Here is a 13,274-nt window from a genome sequence, read left to right on the forward strand (position 1 = left end):
GAATCGCCGGGTTACGCTTATTTTTTACCGGTGCGGCCTGCACTTTGCGGCAAAGTATTTGCAACCGCGCCGCGCACTTCAAAACGGACCTGGTCAACCACGGCCATTTTATGGTCCAGCAATTCCAGCACATGCCGGCCGGGCCACGGCATCCAGTCGAAAGCAAGCTGCGGATCGGAAGCGGCTGCCTGGCGCTTGGCTGTCTTGCCATTTGCCTTGCCGGCCTGCGCCACCGGCATTGCCAGCAGCTTGCCATCCAGCCGCCACATGCCGCTGGACAAGCCATCGGCGGCAAACCGTATGCGCTGCCGCTGCGGCGGAATATCCGGGTCCAGCGCGACCAGCATGCCCGGCGTCGGATAACGGATGGCGATGCTGATGTCATCTGACTTGGCGGTGGTGATCAGGCTTTGCTCTGTCCCAGCCAGGAAATACTCCGGACGCGACGCTTCAAGCTTGTCCTGGTAGCGGATGTCCTGCTCCACCACGCCGGCCGGTTTTTTCGGGATCTGCTGCCGCAGCTGGTCACGCGTGTGCAGGTATTGCATCACTTCCTGCCAGATCGGCGCGGCGCCGGTCACGCCGGATACGTCCCACATCGGCAGGCCGGACGCATTGCCGACCCAGACGCCTACCGTATACCGGTCCGAATAACCGACCGCCCAGTTGTCGCGCATGTCCTTGGAAGTACCGGTCTTGACCGCCGCCCAGACGCGCGTCGAAAGCGCGTTCTCCAGGCCGAAGGTGCGGCTGCGGGCGCTGCGGTCGGACAAGATGTCGCCGATGATGAAAGCGGCGCCGGGATCCATTACCTTGCGCATTTTTACCGCAGGATCGCTCAGCGCAGTACGCACGCCGCTGTAGCGCCCCTGGTTGGCCAGCGCGCGGTAGGCATTGCTCAGCGCCAGCAAGCTGACGTCGGCGCTGCCCAGCGCCAGGCTGTAGCCGTAATAGTCGCCGGATTCGCGCAACTGGAAACCCAGTCCTTGCAGCCGCTCGAAGAAAGTCGTGGGCGTCACCGTCACCAGGGTCCGCACCGCCGGAATGTTCAGCGACGACGCCAGGGCGGTCCGCACACTGACCAGGCCTTTAAACTGCTTGTCGTAATTTTGCGGGATGTACAAGCCGCTGGCGGTCGGCAGGTTGATCGCCGAATCGTTCAGGATCGAGGCTGCGGTCATCCACTTTTTTTCGATCGCCAGTTCGTACAGGAACGGTTTCAAGGTCGAGCCAGCCTGGCGCAAAGCAACCACGCCGTCGACATCGGCCGCGTTCGAAAAGGAACCGCTGGAACCGACCCAGGCCAGCACGTCGCCGCTGGCGTTGTCGAGCACGACAATGGCGCCGTCTTCGATATTGCGTTCCACCAGCGCCGCCAGCTGGCGCCGCAAGGCATCGTTGGCAAAACGCTGCACGCCGCCATCCAGGGTTGAACGCACAGACTGCCCGGGTGTACGCAGCAGCTTGCGCGCCAGGTGCGGCGCCAGTTGCGGTGCGGTGGTGGTGACGATGACTTCCGAGTTGGAGCCGGTGCGCACCAGCGCCAGCAAGGTGAAATCTTCCAGACCCTTGCATTCATCTCCCGAGCGCTGTTCCCGCAAGATGCGGCAGGCGCGTTCGGCGACCCTGGCCGGCGTCGCGTTCGGGCCGCGGATCAGCGCCACCGCAATCGCCGCTTCGCGCTGGCTCAGGCCGCTGGGGTGTTTGCCGAACAATACCCGCGACAAGGCGTGTATGCCGACCAGCTCGCCCCTGAAACTGACCAGGTTCAGGTAGGCTTCCAGGATCTGGTCCTTGCGCCAGTTGCGCTCCAACTGCTGCGCCACTACCACCTGCGACATTTTCTGCCCGATCGAACGTGGCGCATTGCGCCGCCGCAGGTCGTCATCCAGCAAACCCGCCAGTTGCATGGTGATGGTCGAAGCGCCGCGGGTCTTGGTGTTCCACAGGTTGCCCCACGCTGCCGCCGCCACGGCGTTCCAGTCGACCCCGCTGTGCTGGTAGAAACGCCGGTCTTCCGACGCCACCAGTGCATTGCGCAGCGCCGGCGACACATCTTCCAGCGCCACCCACGACAGGCGTCGTTCGTTCGGATTCATGCGGACCTGCTGCAGCAGCTGGCCCTTGCGGTCGTACAGGCTAGCTTCGGAAGAACGGAACTCCTGCTGCACATCGGCGAAACTTTGCAGGGCGTGCACCGGGCCGGCACTTAAGGCCAGCACCAAGGCCAACGTCGGTGCAGCGCCCGGCGCCCAGCGCCTGATTCCAGTCGACTTCACTTCACCGTCCATTTCTGGTTAGGACTCTCACCAAACATTTCCGGCGCATACATCGCTTCCACCCGGGTCGGCGGCAAGCTGAATTCGCCTGGGTTGTTGATGCGGAAGGTGTATGTCATGGTGAATTTCCCCTTCGGCACGTACTCGTAATAGCTGCGGAACGCTTCAAAACTGCGTTCTTCGTACGTCACCCAGGCGCTGCCGCTAGGCCGTTCGCTGCTGGTGGCGATGGCCGAATCGCGGCCCAGGCCCGAACCCAGCAGGGTGGCGCCTGCCGGGATCGGATCGGTCACCACCACCCAGGTCATGTCGGTCTGCGCATCGATTTCGAGGTCGATCCGCACGATGTCGCCGCGCGTGTATTTGCCTTTTTCCTTTTGCTCGACCGGAACAATGTTCTTACTGATCCGGTAGCCGCTGGAGAACGGTTTCTTCAACACTACTGCAGCCAGGCTTTGCACCGTCACCCATGGCGCGCCGCTGCCGGCATGGCTCAGCTTCAGGTCTGCAGCAGCAGCGGACACCGGCCATGGCAATTGCAGCTTGCCGGCCTCGGCCACATTAGCTGTGGCGGGCCAACTGTAGCTCTGGCTGCCGCTGACGGTAGCGCCCTGCTCCAGGCTGGCCTTGGTCACGCCCGTCACTTTTTCCGACTCGAACTTGCGCGCGAACTTCTGCAACGCCAGCGAGCCCCACAGGTTGGCCGTAGTGGTCGACCAGTGGCCGCGCGACTGACGCTGGATGGCGCCGTTGATCAGCTTCGGCATGTCTTCTTTCCAGGCCGGATTTTCCAGCATGGTCAGCACCAGCCGGTTGGCGTTAACGTCGGCGCTGGCCATCAGCCACCACCAGTAGTCGCTGCTCTCGGTGGAGAAGCCCATGCGCGTGCTTTGGTAATTCAGACGCGAACGGATGATCTGGTCGGCTTCGGCCTGGCGCTTGGCGCGCTCTGGAATGCTGGAAACCCGTTGCAGGATGTTGATCCAGTCCAGCAGCGCCGAGGTCGGCCACAGGTTGGGCGAGATCTGGATCGAATCCAACATCGCCGGCCGTACCCGATCGTAGCGCGACAAGGCTTCCAGCGCCGCCAGCTTGCGCACGTCCAGGTCTTTCTGCGGCGACCAGAAATCGCGGGTGATCTTGCCTTCCACGAACGCCGCGAGGCCATCGAGCATCTTGTCGCGGCTTTGCTGCGGAATCGCAAAACCCGATTCCTGGGTTACCGCCAGCAGGTAAGCCGTCAATGTATCGCTGCCGCGGCGGGCATTGCCTTCGTTCGGCGGATAATAATAAGCCAGGCCGTCGCTATCCAGGTAGGTCGGCAAATCGTTCAATACCTTTTGCCACATCGCCTCATCGCGCAATCCTATCGCGCGCGAAGTCTTTTGCTCCAGACAAGAGAACGGATAATTGACGAAGTAACGGCGCAGGCCCTCGTTGCCGGAGGCTAGCGACGGCGCCAGCGAGATCGCCAGGCCGCCACGCCCCGGCAAACCGTCCGCGGGTGGCGCTACCGCCATGCTGAACGGCTTGTCGAGCTGGAACAGGGTGGCTTGCTGCACCGTCACCGGCACTGCAGGCACCACGCGCTGGGTGAACTTGATGCTGTCCTTGACCTTCGGTCCGCCCTGTTCCTGGGCATTGATCTCCCATGCCAGCTGGCCGACGTCCGCCGGTACTGTCACGGCCCACACCAGCTCACGGGTTTCACCGGCGGGAATGTTCTCATCCTTGGCCGCCAACGGCGTTGCCGCCAGGCCGGCGGCCTGCGCCGTGGCATGGACTTGCATGGCGCGGGTGGTGGTGTTGCGCACCGTAACCAGCGCGCTGAAATTGTCGCCTTCGCGCACCAGCGGCGGCAAGCCGGAAATCAGCTGCAGGTCCTGGGTCGAGCGGATGCTGACGGCGCCGGTACCGAACAGGCTGTCGCCGCTTTGCGCCACCGCCACGATCTTGAAGCTGGTCAGCGCATCGTTCAGAGGCACGTCAACCTGAGCCCGGCCGTTAGCGTCCAGCACAATCACCGGTTTCCACAACAGCAAGGTGTCGAACAGTTCACGGGTCGGCGATTTGCCGCCGCCGCCGCCGGCAGGAATCGCCTTGCGGCCGTAATGGCGCTTGCCGACTACCTGCATTTGCGCGGTCGAGGTTTCCACGCCGTAGCTGCGCCGCTGCAACATCGCCTCCAGCAGATTCCAGCTGCGGTTGGGCTCTAGCTCCAGCAAGGCTTCGTCGACTGCCGCCAAGGCTATCTCAGCGCCGGCAGCTGGTTTGCCGTTCGGCAGGTTGACCTGGATGTTCACCTTGGCGGTGGTGCGGATCGCATAGCTGGGCTGGTCGGCCTTGACCGTCACCGCCAGCTGGTTGGCGGCAGTGCCGACCGTGATTTCGGCAATGCCGTATTTATAGGCCGGCTTGGCAAGGTCGACGGTAGCGCTCGGCGCCTGGTACTCCTTGAATTCGCTCCACCAGTTCAGCGGCTCTTTCCAGCCCCAGGTAAAGAAGGAATACCAGGGTACGTCGCGCATGCGGCCGCGCACCGCCAGCACCGAGACGAACACATTGGGACCGTAACCGGCCTTGACCGGCAGGCTGAAGGTCGGATCTTGCCCGCTCAGCTGCACTACCTGGGTTTCGATCACGCCTTCGCGCTCTACCGCGACCAGAGCGGTGGCGTAGCGGAACGGCATGCGCACCTGGAACCTGGCGTTTTCGCCTGGCTGGTAAATCTTTTTCTCAGGCAGGATATCGATGCGGTCCTGGTTTTCGCCATCGAACCACAATTCGCCTTGCTTGGTGACCCAGACCGAGCTGCTGGCGAGCGCAGGATAACCGCTGCCGTCCTGGCCCTTGGCGGTGAGTTCGATATTGCCCGGCTCCAGCAGTTCCACGCTGCAGATCATCAAGCCGCGGGCGTCGGTCTTGCCGGAACACAGCGGTCCCAGGTCGCTGCCTGTAGCGGTGTTTTCGTAGGCATAGAAACCACCCACCATACGCTTGCGATGCGAATTGGTCTGTTTGCTGGAACCGCTGATTTCAATCGGCACGCCGGCTTGCGGCTGGCCTGCCGGATTGAGGGCAACCGCGGTCAGGGTCAGTTTCTTCTTGACCGAAACCCACTCCCCTGCTTTCAAGCCGACCACCACCGCCGAAGGCCAGATCGGCGTGACGCTCGATACGGTCTGGATTTCGCCGTTCGGATCGGCGTACGTCATTTCCGTCAGCAATTCCTTCGGCGCGGTGATGGCGGGCATGTCCTTCACCACGGTTTTGCCGGCGCCGTTCTTGTCCAAGGTCACCGGCAATTTGTCGGCTACGATTTTCTGGCTCTCGGCACTGCTGTCCTCATCGTTGCGCCCCGCTGCGAAAGAATAACCGTCGTAGCCGGAAAAACTGACCGACTTGCCGCGCAACAGGCTGGTGACGTGCACTGCCTGGCCGGAAGCGCCGCCGCCGTTGAGGTAATTCAGCTGCACGTCGAGCGGCACTTCCTTGGGCGCCACCAGGATCTTGGGCGGCGTGATCCGTCCCTGCAGCAAAGGCAGGCGGAATTCTTCGACGCGGAAGCTGCCGCTGCTGTAGCTGCGGCGATTTTCATCGTAACCTCCGCTGTCAGAATCAGCGTCGCTGTCTGCATCGCCGTCTGCATTACCGCCGCTAACGCCGCTCTTGACCTTGCCGCCGTCCAGCACCACCTCGTAACTGCCGAGCTTGGCCTCCTTCGGAATCTGGAACACGGTCTCGGCATTCTTCTGCCCGCGCCAGCTCAGCGCAAACTGATATTCCTGGCCGCTGCCCTGGTGGGTGATGCGCACCCGCGTCGGCAGCTTGTCGTTCGGCAGCAAGCCGAATCCCTGCATGGTCTCGGTGCGGATCACGTGTTTCATCGATACAGTTTCACCGGCGCGGAACAGAGTACGGTCAAATATCGTGTGCGCCCGCACGGTGGCGGATTTGTCGTAATCCATCGGCAGGTTGAAGCGCCAGGATTCGATACCGTCATTCCAGGAAGTCCGCGCAAAAGCCATGTCGGCGCGGCCCTTGTCGTCGGTCTTGCGGGCGCTGACAAAAAAGCCGTCGATATGCCCCGGCTCGTTGCTGTCGCCATTGCGGCAACCGTCTACCGGGAACTCCGGCACCATGGCGATCCCGGTCTTGTCGGTCTTGCCGCGCCACAGTTCGGTGCCGCGGCAATCGGAAATACGGACATCGGCATCGCTCACCGGTTTGGCGCTGTCGAGCGTGGTGACCCACACCGCGCCATTCTGGCGGCCGATCTTGACGTGCACCGACAGGTTGGTCACCAGCGCGCTGGTGCGCACATACATGGGCGCGGCCTTGCCTAGCAGCGAGGCGCCCAGTTTTTGCGATTCCAGTTCGACCACATAGAAACCGGGGTCTTTGAGCGGGATGCCGATCACTTCAAACGGCCGCACGCCGTCCTTGCTGTCCGGCGACGGCGGCAACGCCAGGGTCTTGGCGCCGGCCTGCTTCGCCAGCAAACCGATGCTGCGGGTTTCCACCTGCTTCTTGCCGATGGTGATGGTGGTTTCGTGATACTTCCTGAGCTTGGTCAGCCAGGCGATGATGTTCTGGTCGTCGCTGACTTTCAGGTTGCTGACCGTACCTGGATTGACCTTGCCGTCGGCGCTGCGGGCCAGCATGCCGGTTTCGACGCTGCGCAAGGTGACCGGCAAGGTGGCGTCGGCGTTGAGTTCAATGATGCCGAACGGCGCCGAAGGAAATTTCGCCAGCGGCGGATAATCCGCCATCCGCACTTTCAGCGGAAACGCAGCGGCATTCGACAGTGGCCGGCCAGTCTCGTCCTGGAAACCTTGCGGCAGGTTGACGCTGAGTTCCGCTTTCTCGGCAAATGGCGGCTTGAAGGTCAGCTGCGAAACGGTGTCGTCGGTATCGTTCTTTTCAAAAAACGGCTTCAGCTTGCCGTTGGCGGCGCTCAGCGTCACGCCTTCCGCCAGAGCGCGCGGGACCGGCGCAGTAAACAGGATGCGCAACGGCAGGATGGGCGCGCAGGCAGCATTGGCGTTCTCGCGCTCGCAACTGACGCTGGCGGTGAACGTCGGCCGCACCTTGAATTTGAATACTTGCGGCTGGCTGCTGGCAATGCCGGAAGCCGTGCTCACGCCTTTGTCCCAGGTCAGGCTGACCGCGCTGTCGTTAGGCAAGCGCTGCTGGCATTGCACGGTGCTGACCCGTTCCGGATTGATCTTGTCGGCAAAATGATCGAGCAGCTGCTTGCGTTCGGCGCCGGCGATGAACTTGACCGGAATCCGTTCATGCACGCCCTCGGCCTGGCAGTACACATGTTTCAGTATGCTGTCGCTGGTGGCGGCGCCGTTCTGGATCAGTATGAAGACTTGCTCTTCATCGATATGGTCGCCGCGCGGCATGATGTCGACCACCGCCGGGCCGCCGGTATTGAACTGGAATACGGTCTTGCCGCTGACTGCGGCGCCGGACAGCAGCTTGAACCCGGTTTTCACGGTGAAGCCGCAGCGTGTTCCTGGCGGTAGGTCGCGCACGAAATCGTAGATCCAGTTGCGCTCATCGGCCCAGCGCCCGCTGCCGGCTTCGGAACAGTTGATATCGAACGGCGTTGGCGCTTTAGGATCGCCGAACTTGATGGCCGCTTCCGAGAAGTTCACCCGCACCTGGCGCACCTGGCTGATCTCGCCTTGCGGTGAAAAACTGCTGATGTTGGCGCCGTGGGCGGCTTGCGCCATCTGGCCGCCAAGCAAGGCCATGAACAGCGCCAAGGTGCTGCGGACGGCGGCTCCGGGACGTTTCTGGCCGAAAAAAAACAGCCCCGGAAAGCTCACGGCGCTGCTGCTGGTTTTTTTTCGTTCTATTGCTGCTTGCATAGCAATCCTCGGGCTAGGAAAAGATGGAATATCACTTTGCGAGGATACAGCATCTTTGTGTCTTTATGGCAATTTTACGATTTAGATAATGCTTGCTATCTTAAAGATATTGCCATAGCCATAAGCCATGGCTTGAAACGTCTCAGATAGGTTCAGAGATGCCTTTTTCTGTCAAAAACAACGTTACGATAACCATCCCTATACAAATCTAAAAATCTTCCCAGGCATACGTCAATGACGTATAATTCAAAATGTACACCGTCGTCGAAACCGAAATTTTCCAACAGTATGCATCCGCCATCTGGTCCGAGGTCGAACGCGAAGAACTGATCAACTGGATTGCCGCACATCCTTTGTCCGGCGACGTCATACCGGGCACCGGAGGCTTGCGCAAAGTGCGCTACGCGCGTGATGGCATGGGCAAACGTGGAGGGGCACGGGTGATTTATTACAACCTTCTCGGTAACGGCGAAATATGGCTGCTGATTGCATACACAAAAACCAAATTCGATAAGCTGCCGGCCAGTTTCTTAAACAAGCTTCGCGAGGAAATTCACCATGGATAAAGAGCTGGATCAATTTCAATCCGACTTGCTGAAATCGGTGCGTGACATGAAGACGGGTAAAGCTGCGCGCTCGACCACCGTGATGGTCTCTCCGATTGCCAAAGCGCGCACACAGTCCGGTTTGTCGCAATCGCAATTCGCGGCGCTCATGGGTGTATCGGTTCGGACATTGCAAGAATGGGAACAAGGCCGCCGCGGACCTTCCGGCGCCGCACGAACATTACTGAACATTGCAATACGCCATCCCGAAGTACTTATCGAAGAATCGCGGCAAACTGCAATACCTGCTTTCACAGCGGCGCCCACGGAAACCTGACTTCGACCAGCAAACCCTGGTCGTCATCGGCCGCATTCAGCCTGATGAACGCGCCATGCTGCTGCGCCACCGACTTGACGATCGTCAGGCCCAGACCGCTGCCGCTCTGGGTCTGGTCCGGGTTGCGGAAGAAACGGTCGAATACGCGTTCGCGCAAGGCAGGCGCAATACCCGGTCCCTGGTCCGCCACGCTCAGCACGACCTGGGTCAGGTTGCTGTGCAGGCTGACAAAAACCGTGGCGCCTGGCGGACTGTATTTGATCGCGTTCTCGACCAGGTTGTCGATCAGCGACACCAGGCTGTCGCGGTGGCCCTGGATATAGCACTGGCTTTCCGACATCAACTCCAGCTCGATCTGCTTCAACTGTGCCAGGCTCGACAGCACCGCCAGCCGGTCCTGCAGCAATATCCCTAAATCCAGCCGCTCCAGCACGATGCTGGCGGTGGGATCGCTGCGCATCAGCATCAGCAGCTGGCCGACCAGCCTGGTGGCGCGGCTGTTGCTGCTCAGGATCCCGGCCAGCAATTCCTGCTGGCGCTGATTGCCGGCCTGGCTTTGCAAGGCTTCCACATTCACCCGCATGGCCGCCAGCGGCGTGCGCAGTTCGTGCGCGGCGTCGGCGATAAAATTGCGTTCCCTTTCCACACTGTCGCTCATGCGCTGCAGCAAGGCATTGATGCGATCCACCATGGAGCTCAGTTCCAGGTGCTTGGGCTTGTATTCCAAAGGAGCCAGGTTCTGCGGACCACGCGTAGCCACCTCGCGCGCCACCCGGCTCCAGGGGCGCAGCGCCATGCGTATCGACAGCCAGGCTGGCAGCAGCAGGAACGGCAGGCTGATCAGCAAGGGCAAGGAATAATAACCGCGCGAATTCATGTCGATCAGCATTTCCATGCCATCCCCCGGCACAATCATGGTGACGCGCGTATCCGATTGCGGCGACTGCACGGTGCGGGCGCGCCAGCGCACGCCATCGACGTACACGGTTTCCGGCTGGCCGAGGCGCCTATTGCGGATACCGCTGGGCGTGTCCTCGGACTGGTAAAGCAATTTACCGCCTTGCCGCACCTGCATACTAGGCGACAGATTGGGCGTGTTGCCGCCGACGCCATAACCTTCGCGCACCGCCTGGTCTATCAGGCTCAGCACCTTGTGCTGGCGCTCCGGATTGTCGGCCAGGTTTTCGACAACGCCGAAAATCGCGTCGTATGTGCGGTCAAGGCTGATCGGACCGGGCGCCCGGCTGGTCTCGAACATGGCGTAGCCGATGAACAGGCTCCACAACGCCGTCAGCAGCACCATCTGCGCCAGCAACAGGCGCCGCACCAGGGTCGGCCGCAGCAAGCTGCTCCACCAGCGGCGCATCATTTGCGCACGCTGCGGGCCGGCGCCTGCAGATCTATCACGAAACCGACGCCGCGCACTGTGCGTATATAGCCGTCGCCGATCTTGCGCCGCAGGTTGGCCATGTGCACATCCAGGGTATTGCTGGCGTTGCCCTGGCCGCCGGGCAGCGCCAGGTCTTCCAGGATGCGGCGCGTCACCACCCGGTCGGCGCGTATCAGCAAGGTGCTGAGCAAGGCGTATTCGCTGGCCGTCAGCTCTACCGGACGCTCCTGCACGGTGACGCGGCGGGTCGGCGCATGCAGCGACAGGCCGCGCAATTCCAGGCTCTCACCGTCGAAACCGTAGCTGCGCCGCGCCAGCGCCCGCACCCGCGACAGCAGCTCTGCAAGCACGAACGGCTTGACCAGGTAATCGTCGGCGCCGCTGTCGAGGCCAAGCAGGCGGTCGCTGACCGCATCGCGGGCGCTCAGGATGATTACCGGCAGACCTTTCTTTTCGCGCCGCAAACGCGTCAGCAGGCTCAGACCGTCGCCGTCGGGCAAACCCAGGTCCAGCAGCACCAGATCGCAGGCGTCGGATTCCAGGTGACGCAGCGCATCCTCCAGCTGGCGCACCCACACCACGTCCATGCCATGGTCGGTCAACGCAATGCGCACGCCGTTGCCCAGGTCCAGGTCGTCTTCTATCAGCAGTATTTTCATAGCTCAGTATTTAAACACTCTAACGTGAAGAAAAGCTGAAGAAGATGCTCCCGGGCGTCTTCAGCAAACGTTAACGAATGGCTCATGTTTCCTTCATATCGCTCGCGGATACTGCTGGCTTGGACAATCCGCCATGGCAAGTCCCCCTACAACGCAATCCGACCAGAAAGCCGATAATGAAAAAGCGCTTTAACAGAATCAACCTCGCCTCCCTCGGCATGCAGCTGATGCTGCTGGGCGCCGGTAGCGCAGCGAGCGCCAATGCGCTGACCGATAACGCCAAAAAGAGCGATGAAAACACCCTCACCATAGGCGCCGGCGCTGCCTTCGGCCCGCGCTATTCCGGCTCCGACCAGAACATGACGGGGCCGGTGCTGGCGCTCGACTATTCCACCGCCGGCGGTTTCTTCGCCAGCACCATGCGCGGCATAGGTTACGGCAACACGGCCGGCAGCTTCAACTATAGCGCAGCGCTGGGTTATCGCGACGGCCGCCAGGAAAAAGACGAGAGCAGCTTCGGCTTCAGCAGCGGCAGCACCCGCTTGCGTGGCATGGGCGAAATCAAGGGTTCGGCCATCGCCATCCTCAGTGCTGGCTATACGCCGCTGGAGTGGCTGAACCTGAGCGTGACGGCAGATCTCGCGCTGTCGCAAAAAGACAACGGCAATGCCTTCCACTTCGGCGCGTCGAGCCCGTTATACAAAGGCGCCAGCGACAAGCTGACGCTGGCTGCCAGCGTCAGCGTCGGCGACAGCAAATACATGCAAACCTATTACGGCGTCACCGCGCTGCAATCCGCCAATTCCGGCTATGCAGCTTTCAAGCCGAAGAGCGGCTTGTACGAAGTCGGCGCCAACCTGGACTGGGAGCACCAGTTCGACAAGAACTGGGCGCTGCATACCCTGGTGGGCGCGACGCGCCTGCAGGGAGACGCTGCCAAGAGCCCGATCGCCAGGCGCAGGCTGTCGCCCAATGCCGCAGTTTACGTCACCTACAGTTATTAAGATCGCCAGCAGATGAACAATGAAGACTTGATCCTGATTACCGGCGCCACCGGCTTCCTGGGCGGCGCCACCGTCGTCGAAGCCATCCAGGCCGGGCTGGCCCATCGCTTGCTGCTGCTGGTGCGGGCGCCGAATCCCCGGCAAGCCCTGGAGCGCCTGTGGATCCAGCTCAAGCAGGTCGGCGCCAGCGACGCCGACCTGGCGCAACTGAGTTCACGGCAGGTGCTGTGCGCTGACCTGCCGGAGCTGCTCGGCATCATCGACGATCCGCGCCTGGAGCAAGTGTCGACCGTCATTCATTGCGCAGCGCTAGCGACTTTCACCAACCATCCGCTGCTGGAAAAAACCAACATCGACGGCACGCTGGCGCTGGCTTCGCTGATGGAAGGACGTCCCCGGCTACGGCGCTTTCTCTATATCGGCACCGCCATGGCCTGCGGCAGCCACTCCGCCGCCGACAACAGCATTCCGGAAATGGTGGATTTGCCGCTGGCGCAGGAAGATCACCTGGTGCCTTACACGCGCTCCAAGGCCATCGGCGAGCGCATGCTGAAGGAGCGTTTTCCGGACCTGCCGCTGGTGGTGCTGCGGCCATCGATCGTAGTCGGCCACACGCGGCTGGGCTGCGCGCCGTCGCAGAGCATATTCTGGGTGTTCATGGTATGGCAGAAGCTGGGCGTGCTCACCACCTCGCTGGACGACAAGATCGATGTGGTGCCGGTCGACTGGTGCGCGCGCGCCATCCTGCAGCTGGCGCTCAAGGAGACGCTGGCGCAGCAGGTGTACCACCTGTCGGCCGGAGCGCAGTCGAGCCGCTCGTTCCGCCAGATCGACAACGCGCTCGGCAGCCGCAGCAACGCTTACGGCCGCGATTACGAGCAGATTGCGGTCGCCCATATCGACCAGCTGGTGCCGCGCATCAAGGTCCGCATTCCCGACTGCAATCCACGGCTGTTAGCCAGGGCGCTGAAACTGTACGGAGAATTTGCCAGATTGAACTATGTCTTCAACAACGACAACCTGCTGGCCGAAGGGATAACAAGCGCGGCGCCGTTGACCGACTATATAAACTTGTGCGTGGCCAGCACCAGGAACATCCCTATCTCTGAGCAGATGAAGTGGGATTTCAAATAACCGCGCGCATTCGCAGCCCGCGGCTGCGTCGCAGGAAAGATCCA

The 13,274-nt window shown here is 61.6% G+C and carries 8 protein-coding genes; 4 read left to right on the forward strand and 4 right to left on the reverse strand.

Annotated elements, in window-relative coordinates; all coding sequences use genetic code 11:
• Positions 1-17: 17 nt before the first annotated feature.
• Positions 18-2,279: a penicillin-binding protein 1C gene (gene pbpC, locus CFter6_RS19030; RefSeq protein WP_236904413.1), complete on the reverse strand. Its 2,262-nt coding sequence runs from the start codon at positions 2,277-2,279 to the stop codon at positions 18-20.
• Complete coding sequence (locus tag CFter6_RS19035) at positions 2,276-8,161, reverse strand: alpha-2-macroglobulin family protein (protein WP_082814872.1); 5,886 nt, start codon at positions 8,159-8,161, stop codon at positions 2,276-2,278. Before CFter6_RS19035 ends, pbpC begins: the two co-directional genes overlap by 4 nt.
• Before the next feature lie 251 nt (positions 8,162-8,412).
• Here CFter6_RS19035 and CFter6_RS19040 point away from each other — a divergent pair, with 251 nt between their 5' ends.
• Both CFter6_RS19040 and CFter6_RS19045 read left to right on the forward strand, forming a co-directional pair.
• The gene (locus CFter6_RS19040) at positions 8,413-8,727 is read left to right on the forward strand and encodes a hypothetical protein (protein WP_061541251.1); all 315 of its coding nucleotides are present in this window, start codon (positions 8,413-8,415) and stop codon (positions 8,725-8,727) included.
• Positions 8,720-9,043, forward strand: a complete 324-nt coding sequence (locus CFter6_RS19045) for a helix-turn-helix domain-containing protein (RefSeq protein WP_061541252.1) — start codon at positions 8,720-8,722, stop codon at positions 9,041-9,043. Before CFter6_RS19040 ends, CFter6_RS19045 begins: the two co-directional genes overlap by 8 nt.
• Here CFter6_RS19045 and CFter6_RS19050 read toward each other — a convergent pair.
• Together CFter6_RS19050 and CFter6_RS19055 are read right to left on the reverse strand one after the other, a co-directional pair.
• Complete coding sequence (locus CFter6_RS19050; RefSeq protein WP_082814873.1) at positions 9,018-10,412, reverse strand: sensor histidine kinase; 1,395 nt, start codon at positions 10,410-10,412, stop codon at positions 9,018-9,020. The genes CFter6_RS19045 and CFter6_RS19050 overlap by 26 nt on opposite strands.
• Positions 10,409-11,092: a response regulator gene (locus tag CFter6_RS19055; RefSeq protein WP_061541253.1), complete on the reverse strand. Its 684-nt coding sequence runs from the start codon at positions 11,090-11,092 to the stop codon at positions 10,409-10,411. The genes CFter6_RS19050 and CFter6_RS19055 overlap by 4 nt, the downstream gene beginning before the upstream one ends.
• A gap of 176 nt (positions 11,093-11,268) precedes the next feature.
• Here CFter6_RS19055 and CFter6_RS19060 point away from each other — a divergent pair, with 176 nt between their 5' ends.
• Together CFter6_RS19060 and CFter6_RS19065 are read left to right on the forward strand one after the other, a co-directional pair.
• Positions 11,269-12,096 (forward strand): MipA/OmpV family protein, encoded by an 828-nt coding sequence (locus tag CFter6_RS19060; RefSeq protein WP_061541254.1) that lies wholly within the window; start codon positions 11,269-11,271, stop codon positions 12,094-12,096.
• A 12-nt stretch (positions 12,097-12,108) separates the two neighbouring features.
• On the forward strand, positions 12,109-13,230 hold the full coding sequence (locus CFter6_RS19065) for an SDR family oxidoreductase (protein WP_061541255.1): 1,122 nt from the start codon (positions 12,109-12,111) through the stop codon (positions 13,228-13,230).
• Positions 13,231-13,274: the final 44 nt, after the last annotated feature.

It is taken from the genome of Collimonas fungivorans, assembly GCF_001584145.1.
In the GTDB taxonomy this organism is placed as follows: Bacteria; Pseudomonadota; Gammaproteobacteria; order Burkholderiales; family Burkholderiaceae_D; genus Collimonas; species Collimonas fungivorans.